The organism is Pseudomonas taetrolens (assembly GCF_900475285.1).
Classification (GTDB): Bacteria; Pseudomonadota; Gammaproteobacteria; order Pseudomonadales; family Pseudomonadaceae; genus Aquipseudomonas; species Aquipseudomonas taetrolens.
This window is the reverse complement of sequence record NZ_LS483370.1, coordinates 3,287,622-3,305,677: the sequence shown is the minus strand read 5'-3', so window position 1 is coordinate 3,305,677 and position 18,056 is coordinate 3,287,622. Positions and strand designations below refer to the sequence as shown.

Annotated in this window: 18 protein-coding genes and 1 pseudogene; 12 read left to right on the top strand and 7 right to left on the bottom strand. The window is 57.8% G+C overall.

Annotated elements, in window-relative coordinates; all coding sequences use genetic code 11:
- The first annotated feature begins 61 nt into the window (after nt 1-61).
- The 3 genes from DQN55_RS15255 to DQN55_RS15245 are packed head-to-tail and all read left to right on the top strand — an operon-like array spanning nt 62 to nt 2,375.
- The gene (locus tag DQN55_RS15255) at nt 62-376 is read left to right on the top strand and encodes a PepSY domain-containing protein (protein ID WP_048382919.1); all 315 of its coding nucleotides are present in this window, start codon (nt 62-64) and stop codon (nt 374-376) included.
- Entirely contained in the window at nt 376-1,044 is a 669-nt protein-coding gene (locus DQN55_RS15250) for a response regulator transcription factor (protein ID WP_048382920.1), read from the top strand. The genes DQN55_RS15255 and DQN55_RS15250 overlap by 1 nt, the downstream gene beginning before the upstream one ends.
- Complete coding sequence (locus tag DQN55_RS15245) at nt 1,041-2,375, top strand: ATP-binding protein (protein WP_048382921.1); 1,335 nt, start codon at nt 1,041-1,043, stop codon at nt 2,373-2,375. The genes DQN55_RS15250 and DQN55_RS15245 overlap by 4 nt, the downstream gene beginning before the upstream one ends.
- A 26-nt stretch (nt 2,376-2,401) precedes the next feature.
- Here DQN55_RS15245 and DQN55_RS22670 read toward each other — a convergent pair whose 3' ends face one another.
- Both DQN55_RS22670 and DQN55_RS22665 read right to left on the bottom strand, forming a co-directional pair.
- A complete protein-coding gene (locus DQN55_RS22670; protein WP_408634596.1) occupies nt 2,402-3,106 on the bottom strand; it encodes a methyl-accepting chemotaxis protein in 705 nt (234 codons plus the stop codon).
- Between the two features lie 201 nt (nt 3,107-3,307).
- A pseudogene (locus DQN55_RS22665) lies at nt 3,308-3,364 on the bottom strand (hypothetical protein); the annotation flags it as partial.
- A gap of 1,506 nt (nt 3,365-4,870) precedes the next feature.
- Between DQN55_RS22665 and DQN55_RS15235 the strand changes: the two are divergent.
- The gene (locus DQN55_RS15235) at nt 4,871-6,190 is read left to right on the top strand and encodes a Na+/H+ antiporter family protein (protein WP_162199360.1); all 1,320 of its coding nucleotides are present in this window, start codon (nt 4,871-4,873) and stop codon (nt 6,188-6,190) included.
- Nucleotides 6,191-6,255: 65 nt separating this feature from the next.
- Here DQN55_RS15235 and DQN55_RS15230 read toward each other — a convergent pair whose 3' ends face one another.
- Both DQN55_RS15230 and DQN55_RS15225 read right to left on the bottom strand, forming a co-directional pair.
- Nucleotides 6,256-7,116 (bottom strand): pirin family protein, encoded by an 861-nt coding sequence (locus tag DQN55_RS15230; protein WP_048382924.1) that lies wholly within the window; start codon nt 7,114-7,116, stop codon nt 6,256-6,258.
- Between the two features lie 72 nt (nt 7,117-7,188).
- The gene (locus DQN55_RS15225) at nt 7,189-7,605 is read right to left on the bottom strand and encodes an OsmC family protein (RefSeq protein WP_048382925.1); all 417 of its coding nucleotides are present in this window, start codon (nt 7,603-7,605) and stop codon (nt 7,189-7,191) included.
- A gap of 135 nt (nt 7,606-7,740) precedes the next feature.
- Between DQN55_RS15225 and DQN55_RS15220 the strand changes: the two genes are divergently transcribed.
- Entirely contained in the window at nt 7,741-8,751 is a 1,011-nt protein-coding gene (locus DQN55_RS15220; RefSeq protein WP_048382926.1) for an amidohydrolase family protein, read from the top strand.
- 63 nt (nt 8,752-8,814) lie between these two features.
- On the opposite strand, the gene fabB is transcribed toward DQN55_RS15220, so the two are convergent.
- From fabB to DQN55_RS15205, 3 genes are all read right to left on the bottom strand, one after another.
- Nucleotides 8,815-10,035, bottom strand: a complete 1,221-nt coding sequence (fabB, locus tag DQN55_RS15215) for a beta-ketoacyl-ACP synthase I (RefSeq protein WP_048382927.1) — start codon at nt 10,033-10,035, stop codon at nt 8,815-8,817.
- Nucleotides 10,036-10,046: 11 nt separating this feature from the next.
- Nucleotides 10,047-10,562: a 3-hydroxyacyl-[acyl-carrier-protein] dehydratase FabA gene (gene fabA / locus DQN55_RS15210; protein WP_048382928.1), complete on the bottom strand. Its 516-nt coding sequence runs from the start codon at nt 10,560-10,562 to the stop codon at nt 10,047-10,049.
- A gap of 248 nt (nt 10,563-10,810) precedes the next feature.
- The gene (locus tag DQN55_RS15205; RefSeq protein WP_048382929.1) at nt 10,811-12,709 is read right to left on the bottom strand and encodes an ATP-binding protein; all 1,899 of its coding nucleotides are present in this window, start codon (nt 12,707-12,709) and stop codon (nt 10,811-10,813) included.
- A 195-nt stretch (nt 12,710-12,904) separates the two neighbouring features.
- Between DQN55_RS15205 and DQN55_RS15200 the strand changes: the two genes are divergently transcribed.
- The 7 genes from DQN55_RS15200 (at nt 12,905) to DQN55_RS15170 (ending at nt 18,043) form a co-directional block, all read left to right on the top strand.
- A complete protein-coding gene (locus DQN55_RS15200) occupies nt 12,905-13,930 on the top strand; it encodes an NAD(P)H-dependent glycerol-3-phosphate dehydrogenase (protein WP_048382930.1) in 1,026 nt (341 codons plus the stop codon).
- A gap of 18 nt (nt 13,931-13,948) precedes the next feature.
- Nucleotides 13,949-14,281: a DUF4389 domain-containing protein gene (locus DQN55_RS15195; RefSeq protein ID WP_048382931.1), complete on the top strand. Its 333-nt coding sequence runs from the start codon at nt 13,949-13,951 to the stop codon at nt 14,279-14,281.
- Complete coding sequence (sixA, locus tag DQN55_RS15190; RefSeq protein ID WP_048382932.1) at nt 14,278-14,727, top strand: phosphohistidine phosphatase SixA; 450 nt, start codon at nt 14,278-14,280, stop codon at nt 14,725-14,727. The genes DQN55_RS15195 and sixA overlap by 4 nt, the downstream gene beginning before the upstream one ends.
- A gap of 129 nt (nt 14,728-14,856) precedes the next feature.
- A complete protein-coding gene (locus DQN55_RS15185) occupies nt 14,857-15,300 on the top strand; it encodes a hotdog fold thioesterase (protein ID WP_048382933.1) in 444 nt (147 codons plus the stop codon).
- A gap of 111 nt (nt 15,301-15,411) precedes the next feature.
- Nucleotides 15,412-16,212, top strand: coding sequence for an alpha/beta fold hydrolase (locus DQN55_RS15180; protein WP_048382934.1), 801 nt, complete (start codon nt 15,412-15,414; stop codon nt 16,210-16,212).
- 12 nt (nt 16,213-16,224) lie between these two features.
- A complete protein-coding gene (locus DQN55_RS15175; RefSeq protein ID WP_048382935.1) occupies nt 16,225-17,079 on the top strand; it encodes an alpha/beta hydrolase in 855 nt (284 codons plus the stop codon).
- Between the two features lie 145 nt (nt 17,080-17,224).
- Nucleotides 17,225-18,043, top strand: a complete 819-nt coding sequence (locus DQN55_RS15170; protein WP_048382936.1) for a DUF4892 domain-containing protein — start codon at nt 17,225-17,227, stop codon at nt 18,041-18,043.
- Nucleotides 18,044-18,056 lie beyond the last annotated feature (13 nt).

Here is an 18,056-nt window from a genome sequence, read left to right as displayed (position 1 = left end):
CTATGGTTCACACCTTTGATGTGGCAAAAATGAAACCGTATGGAGGCCGTTGAGGCTAGTGATGACTGTGAATGTGCGAATTGGCGGGCTTGTCGTGCTGATGATCTGTGCGCTTTGCTCTTTGGCTCAGGCGCGGGATTTAGGCCAGGACGAAGCGCTGCGTTTGCGGGTGCAAGGTGTAATCATGCCGTTGGAGCAGCTTCTTCAAAAGGTTCTTGAACGTCACTCAGGCGCAAAGCTGCTGGAGGTGGAGCTCGAGGAGGATGACGATATTTATGTCTACGAAGTCGAGTTGTTAACCACGAGCGGCATTGTGCGCGAGGTCAAGTTGAACGCGAGTAATGGTCAGTTGCTAAAAGATGAGGTGGATGATTAATGCGCTTGTTGCTGGTAGAGGATCATGTACCTTTGGCTGACGAGTTAATGGCTGGTTTGATTCGTGCAGGTTATGCAGTGGACTGGTTGACCGATGGTCGTGATGCCCTTTATCAGGGGCAAACAGAGCCGTATGACCTGATCATTCTCGATCTTGGCCTGCCGGGACTCCCCGGGATAGATGTCCTCAAGCAATGGCGTACGCAAGGGCTTTCAACCCCGGTGCTGATTTTGACTGCACGCAGTTCCTGGTCCGAACGCATTGAAGGGCTTAAGGCTGGAGCGGATGATTATGTGACCAAGCCGTTTCACCCCGAGGAACTACAGCTGCGGGTCCAGGCGTTATTGCGGCGTTCTCATGGCCAGTCGAACCAGCCACTCTTGCAGTCTGCGGGGTTGCATCTGGATGAGGCACGTCAATGCGTGATCAATGAGGGCGCCGAGATACAACTGACGGCGGCCGAATTTCGCCTCCTGCGGTATTTCATGTTGCACCCGCAGCAAATACTCTCAAAAAGCCACTTGGCAGAACATCTCTACGACGGCGAGACTGAGCGTGACTCCAATGTGCTGGAGGTTCATGTCAATCATCTGCGCCGCAAGCTTGGGCGAGCAGTCATTGAGACCCGTCGTGGCCAAGGCTATATATTCGGCGCAGTTCCTCAGTGAGGTCCATTCAGCAACGATTGAGCCTGGGCCTGGTCAGTGTCTTGCTGATTGCGGGTCTGGTGGTCGGTCAGGTCAGTCTCTGGTTGTTTGAAAGTGGTCTCCAGCGTTACCTGGAGTCCGGCTTGCAAAATGACAGTGAAAACCTGCTGATTGCCTTGAGTCGAGGCCCCCAGGGTTTACAGCTGGATGAGCGGCGACTGTCACCTGCTTACCAGCGACCCTTTTCCGGGCACTATTTCAGCATCGAGTTCGGGGATATCCATTGGCGCTCACGTTCGTTGTGGGATGCGCAGTTGCCGAGCTCCAGCCAGCCAGGCCTGGACAGCGAGCTTCAGCCGGGCCCCGAGGGGCAGATGTTGCTGGTTTTGCGCAGCAATTACCAACGCTTTGGCCAGGCAGTCTCCATCAGTGTGGCGCAGGACTACACGCCGATACGTGACAGCTTCAAGCAGGTTCAGCGTATCGGGTTAGGTATTGGTGTGTTTACCCTCATGGTCATTTTGCTGCTGCAGCGGCTGACGGTTCGCCGGGCTTTGCGGCCACTGGAAACCGCGCGCAAGCAAATCGTTCAGTTGCAGTCAGGGCAACGCTCGCAACTCGATACGCAGGTGCCTCTTGAACTTGAACCTCTGGTCACCCAAATCAACCATTTGCTGGCACACACTGAAGACAACCTGAAGCGCTCGCGCAATGCGCTGGGCAACCTGGGCCACGCATTGAAAACACCCTTGGCCGTTTTGTTCAGTCTGGCAAAGGATAAGCAGCTTGCTGCTTACCCCCGGATACAACACACCCTGCATGAGCAACTGGAACAGATACAGCAACGCATGAGCCGAGAGCTTAATCGGGCCCGGCTGGCCGGGGATGCGTTACCGGGCGCGCAATTTGATGTCGACAGAGAACTGCCGGGGCTGCTGGCCACTCTTGGCATGATCCACGGCGCGCATCTGGAACTGAAGTTGAATGCTTCCCCGGGCCTGCATATGCCCTGGGATCGGGAAGACATGCTCGAGCTGCTCGGCAACCTGTTGGATAACGCCTGCAAATGGGCCGACGCCCACGTAGAGTTGAGTATTCGGCAAACCCCGGCAGGGTTTGAAATCGACGTGCAGGACGACGGTCCGGGCATTCCGGAGTCTGAGCGTGATCAGGTGTTCAGTCGGGGAACGCGCCTGGACGAGCAAACCAACGGTCATGGTTTGGGTTTGGGAATTGTGCGGGATATTGTGGAGGCCTGGGGAGGGGAAATGCAGCTGGAAACGGGATCGATGGGTGGGTTGTTGGTCGTGATCCGGCTTCCGGGTCGTATCTTGAAAGCGGCGACGGCTTGAGCCGCCGTCGCTCACGGATCTATACCTCAGACGCGGAACTGATCCATCAGTTTTTGCTGCTGGTTCGCCAGCGAGTTGAGTGACTGGCTGACTCGTGCTGACTCATTCGCCTGCTCGGATAATGACTCGGTGACATCGCGGATGGTACTCACGTTACTGTTGATCTCTTCGGCTACGGCACTTTGCTCCTCCGCAGCGCTGGCAATCTGTAAGTTCATGTCGGTAATCACGGTCACGGCGTTGCCGATTTGCTGCAAGGCTGTCACCGCCAGGCTCACTTGCTCGACACTGCCTTGTGCCTGGCGATGACTGTTGTCCATGGAGCTTACGACGTCTTGGGTCCCAGCTTGTAATTGCTCAATCACCTGACGGGTTTCTTCGACCGACTCCTGGGTTCGGCGTGCCAGATTGCGCACTTCATCGGCCACTACGGCGAAACCGCGTCCGGCTTCACCTGCCCGTGCCGCTTCAATCGCGGCATTGAGGGCAAGCAAGTTGGTCTGTTCCGCAATGGCACGAATGACCTCAAGGACCGAGCCAATTTTCTCGCTATTGGCGGCCAGCCCCTCGACTTGTGTCATGGCCACGCTCATGTCGGCGGCCAGCAGATCAATGCTGGTGGTGGTGCGATCAATGATGGTGAGGCCCTCGCGAGTTGCCTGATCGGCATCGCGAGCGGCTTGGGCCGCCTGAGCAGCGCTGCGCGCGACATCTTGCGCCGTTGCGCTCATTTCATGGGACGCCGTGGCGGCCTGATCGACCTGGCGGTATTGCTGCTCCATGCCAGCACTGGTTTGAGCGGCAATGGCCGCCGATTGATCCGCTGTGTTACGGGCATCCTGTACCGAACGCTTGACCTCGGCGATGACCGGCTGCAGTTTGTCGAGAAACCGGTTGAACCAGCCAGCCAATTGCCCCAGTTCGTCTTTTTTATCGTAGGTCAGGCGCCGAGTCAGATCGCCCTCACCACTGGCAATGTCTTCGAGCATGTTGGCCACGTTGAGGATTGGCCGCGTGACGCTGCGGGCCATCAACCATACCAGCAGCAGACCTATGATCGCAGCCAGAACACCCAGGCCCAGCTCCGTCAGGGCACCTGCGCTGTTGCGCTCGTTCAGCTCTGCTTGCAGAACCTCTGCAGGGCCGACCAGCACCTTCTCCGGCACATCGAGCAAAACGCCCCAGGGTTGGCTGCCAGGGATCGGGAGAAACGGTGTCAGCACTTTCAGCCTTGAATGATCGCGAATGCTTTGTGTCGGACCGCCGCCGGTCATCATTTGCATCAGCGATGGACCATTGGCAGGGTCTACCTGATCGAAGCGTTGACCCAGCTTGCTTGAATCATCGCTGAAACCGGCCAGTACGCCGGCCGAACTGACGATGCTCACGCTGGTTTGCCCGTCGTAAAGCTTCTGGCTGGCTTTCAGGCTCATGGCTTGCAAGCTGTTCAGGTTGATATCAACCGAGAGCGAAGCGACGAGCTTGCCGTTGATCAGCAGCGGGAAAACGATGCTGGTCAGCAAGACGTTCTGCCCGTCGATCGCGTACATATAGGGCTCGATGATGCACGGTTTGAGCGTTGTGCGAGGGCAGGTAAACCAAGTGTTATTGGCCTGGCCGCTGGGGCCGGTACGGGTATCGGACATGTCCGTTTCCGGCAGGGCCATCGAGGTCAGTGTGCCGGGCGTCGGTTGCGACCAGTAAAGGGCAAAGCGCCCTTTGTCATTGCTGCCCAGCTCGGGCTGGTGGTCGAACAGTTGATCTTTTCCATCCAGGGCGTTGGCCTCAAATACCAGAGACAGGCCGAGCAAATCCGGATTGGCCTGCAAGGCCGCTTTCACCTGACGGGTCAGGTCTTCGCGAAGGTCGAATGCGTCCAGAAAGCGTTTTTCAGATTGCTCACGCAGAAACAGGACTTGTCGGGCGAACCCGTTGCCGTACTGGTAGGCGTCCATGAACTGGCGGCTGATCGACAATGCCTGCGCTTCACCCTGAGCTTCAATACGCGCTTGCGCGGCTTCATTGAGCATGTGCGCACTGGACGCCTTCACCAGCTCGGCGGTGTGATTCATGCGGTAAAGCGAAAGCCCGACCAGCAACGTCACAATACCCAACAGGCAAAGTCCGGCAAGCAGGGTGATTTTCCATTGGATGGAAAGTTGTCTGAGCGACATGACGACATCCTAAAAAGAGGCTTTGCTTGTTAGCGGCCGCTCGGGACGTTTCTTTACGCGCAGGGCTGAATTATCAGTATTGACAACCTCGCGCGCGGCAGGGGGATCAGCGCTTCGGGGATCAAGCCCGAAATCGGCTGGCGAGGCTGAGGAGAGGCTTGTTGAGCGTGCTTTGACAAGGTCGCGGTGCTGTTGCAAAGTGTGCGCCCTCAAATATGTCCCACCTTCCAGAACCGGCAGCGTGAACAACAGTCTGCGTCCGGAATTTTCCGCTTTACGGTGTTTTATCGTGGTGCGCGCTATCGCTATGAGGTTGTAATGATAAATGCAGTAATTGCCGCGGTCGGCATCATGCTGGTGCTCAGCCTGTCCCGTGTGCATGTGGTCATCGCTCTGATTGTCGGGGCTGTCGTCGGCGGTCTCGTGGGCGGGTTGGGCATCGAAGCCACGCTCAATGCCTTTAACAGTGGGCTGGGTGGAGGCGCAACGGTTGCGTTGTCTTACGCAATGTTGGGTGCCTTTGCCGTTGCGATTGCCAAGTCCGGTCTGGCCCACGCATTGGCCGACAAGGCCCTGACAATGGTCAACAGGCAGCAGCTGGGCGGTGGTAGCCGCATAAAGTGGCTTCTGATCGGTCTATTGCTGGTGGTGGCGATTTCTTCGCAAAACATTCTGCCCATCCATATCGCTTTTATTCCCCTGTTGGTTCCGCCCCTGTTGTATGTGCTGACCAAGCTGAAGATTGACCGTCGGCTGATTGCTTGTGTCATGACATTTGGCTTGATCACGCCTTATATCTTCTTGCCCGTGGGTTTCGGCAACATCTTCCTGAACCAGATCCTGCTGGCCAATGTCGGCAAGGGCGGGGTCGACGTCAGTCAGGTCAATGTCACTCACGCAATGGCGATTCCCGCGCTGGGGATGCTGGTGGGCTTGTTGGTGGCGGTTTTTATCAGTTACCGCAAAAAGCGCGAATATGACCTGGCCAGGATCGAACAGGTTGAGCAAGTTGCCGTCAGTTATAACCCGTTGACCCTGTTGGTAGCCGGGGGAGCCATTGCCGCCGCGTTTATCATTCAGCTATGGCTGGGCTCCATGATCATCGGTGCACTGGCGGGCTTTCTGATTTTTTCGGTGTCGGGCATTGTCCGCTGGCGTGAGACGGACGACCTGTTCACGGAAGGCATGAAGATGATGGCCATGATCGGATTCATCATGATCGCCGCTTCAGGTTTTGCCGAAGTCATGAAAGCCACCGGCGAAGTTAAATCGCTGGTTGAGGCGTCTGCAGGCTGGATCAATCACAGTAAGGGTTGGGGCGCGTTGCTGATGCTGCTGGTCGGATTGCTGGTGACCATGGGCATTGGCTCGTCATTTTCGACGGTACCGATTCTGGCGGCGATATTCGTGCCGCTGTGTGTGCAGCTGGGTTTCAGCCCGATGGCCATCGTGTGCATTGTCGGTACGGCGGGTGCCTTGGGTGATGCGGGCTCTCCGGCCTCGGACTCAACCCTGGGGCCGACCTCTGGCCTGAATATCGACGGTCAGCATCACCACATATGGGACACCGTGGTTCCCACGTTCTTGCATTACAACCTGCCACTGCTGGCTTTTGGCTGGGTAGCAGCGATGACGCTGTAAGGCGTCATATCCAGCACGCCGCCGGAAGGATCTGGCGGCAATGGTCAAATGTTTCGGCCTGCTCTTCAAGGCAACTCGATACGTCCCGTTTCGCCGGGTACGGTCGGCCAATCCCCCGCAGCCCAGCGGGTTCTCGCTTGTTCGATGAGCGCTGGGTCGCTGGCAACGAAGTTCCAGTTCATTCTTCGCGGCCCCTCCAGCGGCGATCCACCGATGATGACCGCATGGCAATCGCTTTCTGCGCATAGCGTCACGTCATCACCCTCAGGCAACACGACCAGGCAGTGTGGCTCAAGCGCCTGGCCATCGAGCAATGCTTCACCTTCCAGGAGATACAGCGCGCGCTCAGGGTGTTCTGCAGGGATGAGCAGGGTCGTGGCTGTTTGCATGTGCACTTGCGCATACAGCGTAGGTGACAGCACCGGTACGAGGGAGGTCATGCAAAAACCCGTGCCTGCAATCAGACGAATCCTGACGCCCAGGTTATCGCTGAACGGCAAGCTGCCAGCGTCATGGTGGCTGTAATGACCAGCCCCTTGCTCGTGTTCTTTGGGGGAGGCCAGCCACACTTGCAGCCCGCTCAATGTTGAGCCTTGCGCCAGCAATGCAGCGGGTGTGCGCTCAATGTGGGCAATGGCCGCGCCGGCGGTCATCCAGCTGACTTCACCCGGGCCCACCTGCTGGTCAGAGCCCAGGCTGTCTTTATGCTGGAGCTGGCCTTCAAACAAGTAAGTCAGGGTCGACAGGCCAATATGCGGATGCTGCCGGATATTCATGCCGTGGCCAGCCGGGTAATGGGTGCGCAGCATGTGGTCGAAAAATACGAAAGGTCCGACACTGCGGCATTTGGCTGAAGGCAGAGGGCGCAAGATGGGTTGGCCTTCAACCTCTTCGGCACGAGGACGAATAATGGTCAGTGGTGGCATGACGCTGTTCCTGGAAGGAAGGAGCGTTGAGCATAACCCAACGCTCCAGTGCTGGCAGCGGACTCTCTTTTCCTACTGGCTGAAAGCACCTTCAGACAGGTGGGTTTCGATGGTGACATCTGCGGTTGTCATCAATTTATGCAGTGGGCACTTGTCGGCCACACGGTGCAGTTCATCGCGCTGTGCATCCGTCAATACCCCTTTGAGCGTCAGCTTGACGTGCAGGGCGTACTTGCCTTGCTGCTCTTCACTGGCATCGTGCTTAACCTCCACCGTCACCCCGGTGAGCGGAATGTCCTTCTTCTGCGCGTACAGCCTGAGGGTCAAGGCCTTGCAGGCACCCAGCGCAGCATCGAAGTAATCGTGGGGAGAAGGCGCAGAGCTTTCGCCGCCCATGGAGGTGGGAAGGTCAGCAAACACTTCGTGATCATCGATCATGACACTGTGGCGAAAGTTATCGTGCGACAGGGTATTTACGGTAACAGTCATGGCAAACCTCAACTTGGCAGTGATTAAGGGACCTGATCTTTATAGAGCATACCGCGCTCCATGCGTTCCATTTGATCGAGTACCTGAACCCTTGTGGTGCCAGTCGTGTCTATCGCAGTCAACGGAGGGGGAATCATGCGGTTATTTAAATATACGGGGCTTGCGTTCGCCGTGCTGATGGCCAGCACCTGGGCCCAGGCTCGTGACTACACCTACAGTGATGCCCATCTGCATTACGTAGACTTCTTCCAGGAAACGGCAGGCATGGATGCGTTGCTTGAGGCAATGGCCAGCAATCACATTGAACACGTGATGATCTCGGGGATACCCGTGGCCAAAAAATGGCATGAAGACGAGCCCAAGCGCCCGCGTTACTACGCTGGCGATGATGCCGATGCATATTGGTACAGCGCGACCGATGTGTGGGTGGCTGCGGCAATCAACAAGCTGAGCCCGAAGCAGCGAGAGCACTTTCACCCGTTCCTGTCGGGATTTAACCCCAATGACAAGAACGCCGCGGCGCACATTCAGCGCATGCTCGATCTCGATCCGGGGTTATGGCAAGGCATTGGCGAAGTGTTCACCCGTCACGATGACCTGACAGCGCTGATCTCCGGAGATACGCCGCGTGCCAACAACGAGGCCATGATGAAGGTGTACACGCTGGCCGCTGAACATGACTTGCCCGTTTTGCTGCACTCCAACATCACGTCAAAGCGTGAGAAGAACCCGCTGTATCTGGCAGAACTCGAAGAACCATTGAACAAGCATCCCGGCACCCGTTTCATCTGGGCGCATGCGGGGACAAGTGCCGAGATACATCGGCATCAGGAAGAAATGCCCTTCCTGTTGCCAACGCTTGCCCGGTTACTGGCCGCGTACCCCAATCTCTACATAGACCTGTCCTGGAGCATGCTCACGCCGTATTTGCTGGATGAGCAAGGCAGGGCGAGGCCTGAGTGGGTTGCGCTGGTGGAGCGCTTCCCCGGGCGGTTCATGCTGGGCTCGGATGTAGTAGGGCGTTTCGACAAGTTGGGTGAGGAGTTGCGCAGCTTTGGCCCGTTTCTGGATGCGTTGCCCGACGCAGTGGCGCGCAAGGTCGCCAAGGATAATTTCTTGTCAGTGTTGCCGAAAAAAAGCCGTTAGCTTTAGGCCAGGCAAAAAAATGCCCCGAACCGTCGGGGCATTTTTATGTCGCGAGCTGAGGGCTTATTTGCCTTCCCAGCGCTTCAGAACCAGAGTGGCGTTGGTGCCACCGAAGCCGAAGCTGTTGCTCATCACGGTGTTGATGGTGGCATTTTCGCGGGTTTTGGTCAGGATCGGCATGTCTGCGACCGCTGGGTCCAGTTCTTCAATGTTGGCCGAGCCGGCCATGAAGTTGCCTTCCATCATCAGCATGCAGTAGATCGCTTCGTGAACGCCGGCGGCGCCCAGAGAGTGACCCGACAGGCTCTTGGTGGAGCTGATTGCTGGCGCGTTTTCGCCGAACACTTCACGCACGCCTTTCATCTCGGCAATGTCGCCGACCGGAGTCGAGGTGCCGTGGGTGTTCAGGTAGTCAATCGGAGCGTCAACGGTGGACATCGCCATTTGCATGCAGCGGATTGCACCTTCACCGCTTGGCGCAACCATGTCGTAGCCGTCGGACGTTGCGCCGTAGCCAACGATTTCGGCATAGATTTTCGCGCCACGGGCCAGAGCATGTTCCAGCTCTTCAACCACGACCATACCGCCACCACCGGCGATGACGAAACCGTCACGCTTGGCGTCATAGGCACGGGAGGCTTTTTCAGGGGTATCGTTGTACTGGCTGGACAGCGCGCCCATGGCGTCGAACAGGAACGACTGGCTCCAATGTTCTTCTTCGCCACCACCTGCAAACACGATGTCCTGCTTGCCCATCTGGATCTGCTCCATGGCAGTACCGATGCAATGAGCACTGGTCGCGCAGGCAGAAGCGATGGAGTAGTTCAGACCCTTGATTTTGAACGGAGTGGCCAGGCAAGCCGAAACAGTGCTGCTCATGGTCCGCGTTACGCGGTACGGGCCAACACGTTTCACGCCTTTTTCACGCAGGATGTCCAGCGCTTCCATCTGGTTCAAGGTCGACGCGCCGCCAGAGCCGGCGATCAGACCGGTACGCGGGTTGGAGACTTGCTCCTCGCTCAGGCCCGAGTCAGTGATGGCGTCTTTCATGGCCAGATAGGCGTAAGCCGCTGCGTGGCCGACGAAGCGATAGATCTTGCGATCAATCAGCTCTTCGAGAGGCAGGTCAATGGAGCCGGAAACCTGGCTACGCAGACCCATTTCGGCATATTCCGGGTTGAATCGGATGCCAGGGCGACTTGCACGCAGGTTAGCGGAGACGGTCTCTTTGTCATTGCCCAGGCACGAAACGATGCCCAGACCAGTGATAACGACGCGGCGCATGCGGATAACCCTTAGAAGTTTTCAGTGGATGTAAAAACGCCGACCCGAAGGCCTTCGGCGGTGTAGATTTCGCGGCCGTCAACGCTGACGGAACCATCGGCAATGGCCAGGTTCAACTTGCCGCGCAGAACACGCTTGATATGAATGTTGTAAGTGATCTTCTTGGCGGTCGGCAAGACCTGGCCGAAGAATTTCACCTCGCCCGAGCCCAGGGCTCGACCACGGCCTGGCAAACCTTGCCAGCCCAGGAAAAATCCAACCAGCTGCCACATGGCATCAAGGCCCAGGCAGCCCGGCATCACCGGATCACCTTCGAAGTGACAGGCGAAGAACCACAGGTCTGGATTGATATCCAGCTCGGCGACCAATTCACCTTTGCCGTACTTGCCACCCTCTTCGCTGATATGGGTGATGCGATCCACCATCAGCATGTTAGGGGCGGGCAGTTGCGCGTTACCTGGGCCGAACAGCTCGCCGCGGCTACAGCGCAGCAAATCTTCCCGAGTAAAGGCGTTTTGTTTGGTCATGCGAGCTCCTCAATAATCCCATGCGGCAGGGTGGGGCAAATCTTCCCGACCAACTGAAACATCGAGTTTCAGTTCGCCAGCCTACACATAGACTATTGCGTTGTAGTGAAAGTCACAGCGCTAAGGACAGGAATGTACACTTGTGCACTGAAAATTTAAACCGGGCCGGTTAATCGACCCATTCGGGTGCCTAAGACTGCCGCACTTTTGCCATTAACGCCAGTCGCAGGTGGTTCATTCGCCATAAGTTACTGGACCCAATGCAGCAGGATTTGTTCCAGATCAGCCCGTTTGAAGGGCTTTGCAAGGTAATCGTTCATTCCGGCCAGCAAACAGGTCTCCCGGTCGCCCTGCAACGCGTTCGCAGTCAAGGCAATGATCGGCAGCGCAGTGCCGCCCGTCAGTTGGCGGATTTGCCGGGTCGCTTCATAGCCATCGATGATCGGTAAGCGGCAGTCCATCAGGATCGCCGCAAAGCATTCGGTGTTGGCCCGATGGATCGCTTGCGCACCGTCACTGACGACACTCACCTCATAGCCCAGGCTGCTCAGCATCGCGGCAATGACGGTTTGATTGACCTTGTTATCTTCGACCAGCAACACCCGGCGTCCGGCTGGGGACACAGGCTCGGCCTCCGGGGCCGGTCTGCTGCCGGGCGCAACGGGGTGATGCAGTGCCAGAGGAATTTCCAGCGTAAACACCGAGCCCCGTGCTTCCTCGCTCTTGGCATGTAGCGTACCGCCCATGCGTTCGGCCAGGGTGCGGGCGATAGGCAGGCCCAGGCCCGTACCGCCATAACGCCTCGAAATCGAGCTGTCTGCTTGCTGGAAGGCATTGAACATCGATTCCAGTTTGTCGGTGCTTATTCCGATACCGCTGTCGCTCACGGTGCAGGTGAACCAGATCAGCTCGTGATCCAGCGGTTGACCGCGGGGTTCGATGAGCACACGTCCGTGTTCGGTAAATTTCAGGGCGTTGCCAATCAGATTCACCAGGATTTGCCGGATCCGGGTGGGATCGCCCAGCACATGCAAGCCCGGCAGGTCGTCGGGAATGTTCAGCTGCAACTGCAGGCCCCGTTGCCCGGCGCTGTGCTGGAAGGCCTGAGCGCTGGTGTTGATCAGATCGGCGAGATTGAAAGGAATGTGCTCGAGTTCCAGCGTCGAGCGTTCAATTCGCGAGAAGTCGAGGATATCGTTGATGACCTTGAGCAGATGCTCGGTGGACTCGGAGGCGAGGGCGGCATATTCAACCTGCTCCTCGGTCATTTCGGTGGTTTCCAGAAGCTGCAGCATCCCCGAGACCCCATTCATCGGTGTACGCAGTTCGTGACTCATCATCGCCAGAAAGTCGGTTTTGGCACGGTTGGCCTGCTCGGCCTCTTCGCGGGTCTGGATCAGCTGCGCGATGGTGGTCTTCTGTTCACGACTGGCTTGCTCCAGGGCTTCGGCCAGGTTGTTGATATGTTGCGCCAGGCTGCCCAGTTCGCCATCGTCAACCACGGGCAGCGGGGTTTTGTAGTCACCTTGCTGGATGGCTTTGACAGCATTGCTCATGTCGCTGATGGGTCTGGACAGGTTGGCCGCCAGGCGTTTGGCCAGCAGGAAAGTGAACCCCAGTGCAAACAGCGCGAGGATCACGGCTTTCAGCAGGATCTCGTGCTGGCGCTCATTGAATGACTCGTTGGACATGCCCACCAGGACCCGGCCCAGATAGTCCTCTCTCGGCGCCGCTACAGGATCGTTGCTGGACAGGAAGACAGGGTCGGGCGGACTTGTCTGCAGTCGGACCGGCGCCTGGAACACTTCGATCTGTGAACGCGTATCAAAGGCTGACGCCGGTTGTTCTGCGTGAGCCAGTACGTTGTCAGTCCGTCCCTGAACCTGCACGAACTGGACGTGGGGCGTGTTCAGCGAGGCCTTGATCAAGGTTTCCAGTACGTGGGTATTGCCGGACATCACCCCGTATTCCGTGGCCGGTGCCAATTGGCTGGCAATCAGCTGGCCTGTGCGGTTCAGCTCCTGACGCAAGTCCTGGATCCGCACGAAGGTAAAAAAGCTGATTAACAACAAGGTCAATAACAAGGCCGGGCCCAGACTCATCATCTGTGTCCGGGTATGGATATCCCAGCGACTGAGAGCGGTCATTCTTGCCTGCAGCAGAGCTGCCCCTAAAGTATGAGTAGCGAGGCGGCATGTTAACCGAGCCGCTCTGCTTTTCCAGTCGGGTCTATCTATTTCCGGGAACTCAATCACACAAGCATTTGCCTTGGGGGTAGTCGCGAGGGATGTGCTCCGTATAATGCGGGGATTGCCACAGCTAGATGGAAAACGGGTTTGCATATGACGGAACAGCGCGCTATTGCGGTCTTGGGAGGCGGGAGTTTCGGCACCGCCGTGGCCAACTTGCTGGCAGAGAACGGTCATCGTGTGCATCAGTGGATGCGCGATCCTGAGCAAGCCGAGGCGATTCGCCTCAATCGAGAGAACCCTCGCTACCTTAAAGGCATCAAGATTCATCCGGGCGTCGAGCCGGTCACTGACTTGCAAGCGACCCTCGATACTTGCGAACTGTGCTTTGTGGCATTGCCGTCCAGCGCATTGCGCAATGTGCTGGCGGTGCATGCCGAGCGCTTGAGCGGAAAAATGCTGGTCAGTCTGACCAAGGGGATCGAGGCGCACAGTTTCAAACTGATGAGCGAAATCCTCGAAGAAATAGCTCCGCAAGCGCGCATCGGCGTGTTGTCCGGGCCCAACCTGGCCCGCGAAGTCGCCGAGCATGCGCTGACCGCCACGGTAGTGGCCAGTGCTGACGAAGCCCTGTGCACTGAGGTTCAGGCTGCTCTGCACGGCCGCACGTTCCGGGTGTATGCCAGTGCCGACCGGTTCGGCGTGGAACTGGGCGGGGCGTTGAAAAACGTTTACGCGATCATCGCCGGCATGGCCGTAGCGCTGGGCATGGGCGAAAACACCAAGAGCATGCTGATTACCCGTGCCTTGGCAGAAATGACCCGCTTTGCCGTCAGTCAGGGTGCCAACCCAATGACTTTTCTCGGCCTGGCCGGTGTAGGTGACTTGATTGTGACCTGCTCGTCCGCTAAAAGCCGCAACTATCAGGTCGGTTATGCCCTGGGGCAGGGATTGAGCCTCGAAGAGGCGGTCAACCGTCTGGGCGAAGTGGCTGAAGGGGTGAACACCCTCAAAGTGCTCAAGACCAAGGCGCAGGAGCTGAATGTTTACATGCCGTTGGTCGCTGGCCTGCACGCCATCCTGTTCGAGGGGCGCACGCTGAATCAGGTCATCGAATTGTTGATGCGCGCCGAGCCCAAGACCGATGTCGATTTTATCTCCACCAGTGGTTTTAACTGAGCACGACAGGAGCGGCACATGAACGACCCTAAACAAGCCTCCCGCTATGAGTCTCTCGTTCTGCGCGTGCTGTGGATGCTGGTATTCCTTTTAGTCTGGCAAGTCGCGCAATTGGTGCTTGGCGGCCTGGTGCTGGTGCAACTGATTTATCGTCTGGTGTATGGCGCCCCGAACCGAGGGCTGATGAACTTCGGCGACAGCCTTAGCCTGTATCTCGCGCAGATTGGCCGTTTTGGCAGTTTTCACACCGAGCAAAAGCCTTGGCCGTTTGCCGATTGGCCAGCGTCGCGCGCACCTGAAGGTGAAGCACCTTATGAGGCACCGGACAACGGCACCGAGAGCAAGCCGTGAAGGTCTGGATTCTGCGGCACGGAGAAGCTGAGCCTCATGCCAGGCGTGATGCCGACCGCGAGCTGACGGCTCATGGGCGTGAGCAAGTGCTGCAAAGCGCTGCTCATCTGATTGGCCAACCGCTGGACAGGATCCTGATCAGCCCTTACATCCGGGCCCGGCAAACGGCGGCGTTGGTGCGTGAAGCCCTGGGCTTCACAGGCGCGTTCATCAGCGCGCCGTGGCTAACGCCTGAGAGCGAACCGAAGTACGCCCTGAGCCAGCTGCCTGACCATGGCAATGTGCTTTTGGTGAGTCATCAGCCCTTTGTCGGTGATTTTATCAGTCTGTTGCAGCATGGCCATTTGCGTCAGCCACAGCCCATGCAGACCGCAAGTCTGGCGGAGCTCGAAGGGGAATGGCCGCTCGCTGGCAGCATGACATTGCTCAGCGTGCGACACCCCTGATTGCCGCAAGCATCGGGGGCGCGCAGTCGCAACGGTTGCGCACATGGGGGAGAGTGAAAGATAGTTCGGGTTTATGCGAAAAGTCCTACGGCATTTCGGCCTCAACACTCACTGACCAAGGAATGACCCATGAGCTTGTGGAGTACTCCGCCAGACCTGGCGCAACTGAATGCGCTACGCCCCAACACCATCTGTGAGGTGCTGGACATCACCTTCGATGCTTTTGATGAGCAGTCCATCACGGCAAGCATGGTGGTCGATCATCGCACTCATCAACCGTTCGGGCTGTTGCATGGCGGGGCCTCTGTCGTGTTGGCCGAAACCCTGGGCTCGATGGCCAGCTACCTGTGCATCGATCAACAGAAATTCTACTGTGTGGGGCTTGAGGTCAACGCCAACCACCTGCGCGGTGTTCGCAGTGGACGGGTAAGCGCAGTCGCACGTCCAGTTCATATCGGTCGTACGACCCATGTCTGGGATATCCGTTTGACGGACGCTGAAGGCAAGCTCAACTGCATCTCCCGTTTGACCATGGCTGTGGTGCCACTGGGCGAAACACCGCCTGTGCGCTGAGTAAAGGATGGCTAATGGCCGTAGTGGCGTCTGTCCTGGCGTATACGGTCATTGATGTTAAGAATTTTCCTACAGACAATAAGGCGTATTCCCTATCTCTGGACGCCTTGTATGTCTCGGCAGATCTTCTTCGCCCATGCCAACGGCTTCCCTTCGGCCACCTATGGCAAGTTGTTCAACGCCCTTGCGCCGGATTTCAGCGTGGCGCACCTGTCGCAACACGGGCACGATCCGCGTTTTCCGGTGGACAACAACTGGCGCAATCTGGTTGATGAGCTGATTTTTCATCTGCAACAGCAGTCAGCCCCGGTATGGGGTGTCGGCCATTCCCTGGGCGGGATATTGCACCTGTACGCAGCGACCCGCTGCCCGCACCTCTACAAGGGGGTGGTGATGCTCGACTCGCCGGTGCTGACCCGCACCGACCAGTGGGTCATCCGTGCGGCCAAGCGCTTTGGTTTTATTGATCGTCTGACCCCGGCTGGCCGCACATTGGGCCGGCGCGAAGAGTTTGCCGACCGGGAAGCAGCCCGTACCTATTTCAATGGCAAATCGTTGTTTCGCAGCTTTGACCCGGATTGCCTGGAGGCGTATCTGGAGCACGGTTTGCAGCCGTTTGATGATCGCTTGCGATTGAGCTTCGATCCGGCCACCGAAATCGACATCTACCGCAGTGTCCCCCATATCAGTCCCGGGCGCGTCTTCCCGTTGCAAGTGCCACTGGCCATTGTGCGCGGGCGCGACAGCCGTGTGGTGATGCGCCATCATGCCCGGGCCGTTTCGCGCATGCCTAACGGCGAGTCGCTGAGCGTGCCTGGCGGGCACATGTTTCCGCTGGAGCAGCCGCAGGAGACCGCGAGCCTGCTCAAACAAATATTTACCCGCTGGGAGCTTCGCCATCCTGGCCCCTGAAGAGCACTTTGCATGAGCCCTGTGGTTGAAGAAATTCGTCTGAGCCTGCCGCATATCGAACTCGCAGCGCATATTTTTGGCCCTGAAGACGGCATTCCGGTCATTGCCCTGCATGGCTGGCTGGACAACGCCAACAGCTTCGCCCGGCTGGCTCCCCGGCTTTCAGGCTTGCGTATAGTGGCCCTGGATTTTGCCGGGCATGGCCATTCCGATCACCGACCTCAAGGGGCGGGGTATTCGTTGGCGGATTACGCTTTCGATGTACTCTGCGTAGCTGAACAATTGGGCTGGAAGCAATTTGCGCTGCTGGGGCACTCCCTTGGGGCAATTGTTTCGGTGGTGATTGCCGGGTCGTTTCCAGAGCGTGTTACCCGTCTGGCGCTGATTGACGGAATTGTGCTGCGCACGGGTGCCGAAGCCGATGCGGCCGAGCGCATGGGGCAAGCGTTGCAAGCGCAACTCGACCTGCAGCATAAACGCAAGTCGGTGCATCCCACTCTCGATAGGGCTATTGAGGCGCGGATGAAAGGCATGGTGGCGGTCAGTCGGGAGGCTGCAGAGTTTCTGGCTCAGCGCGGTTTGATGCCGGTGCCAGGGGGGTATAGCTGGCGCAGTGACAGTCGTCTGACCTTACCGTCTCCTTTGCGCCTGAGTGACGAGCAGGCCATGTCTTTCGTTCGCCGGGTGAGCTGTCCGACGACGCTAGTAGTGGCCGAGCAGGGCATGTTAGCCAGTCATTCAGAGTTGCTGAATCGACTACCCTTCAACCTGGAACGGTTACCCGGTGGCCATCATTTGCACATCAATGACGAAGCTGGGGCAATCCTTGTTGCAGACTGTTTCAATCGCTTCTTCGCTGTTCCTTGACTTGCAGCGGCCAACTGCCGAGGCTTGGCGGGTTGAAATGGGAGACAACCATGACAGATCTCTACACCGCTGCGACCCCGAACGGCCACCCGGTCTTTTTCGTGAGGAAGCTGCAACACATATCGCCCTCGGGTGATGCACGCCGATGAAAACAGTCAATGGTTTTATCCGTGTGCTGGGCCTGAGCTGTTTGAGCCCGCTGGTGTGGGCTGCCGACGTACCCGGCAGCCATGATTTGCAAGACGTGCCACGGCTGGCAGATGCACACATTGTGGATTACACCGTACGGCCCGACGTCGAACGTATTTACCCGTTGGGTGCGATCCGCAAGATCAGTGGCCGCCTTCGTTTCGAAGGGCAGGTCAACGCCCGTGGTCAGACGACGGCCATCATCTACGAGTTACCGCCTGAGCACACGGCCAATGATGCGTTCACGGCTGCTCGCGAGGCCTTGCAGGCCAAAGGTGCCGAACTGCTGTTCTGGTGCCGGGCACGGGATTGCGGCGAAAGCAGTCTGTGGGCCAATGAAGTGTTCGGCAATTCCAGGCTGGTAGGCTCAGACGATCGACAGTCCTATGTGTTGTTGCGCAGGGCGGCCCCCGCACAGAACCAGCTCATTGCGTTGTACAGCATCAATCGCGGGTCCCGCAAAGACTACCTGTATGTCGAGCAACTGGAGTCGAGCACCGATCTGGGTGAACTCTTGCCCACTTCCGCCACGCTGCAACGTCAGCTCAAAAGCACGGGCGAGCTGGATTTTCCGAACTTCACCGGCGAGCCTGATGAACAGTGGCTCACGCTGATTTCACGGGCATTGAACCTCGATACCACCTCCAGGGTCAGCCTGACGGGCCCTCAGGCAGCGGCCTGGCGCGATGCGCTGGTCAAGAAGGGAGTTCGTGCCGCCCGGATAGAACTGGGCAACAGCGAAGCCCCGGGTTTGCATATCGAGCTGCTGCGTTAAACGTTTGTCTACG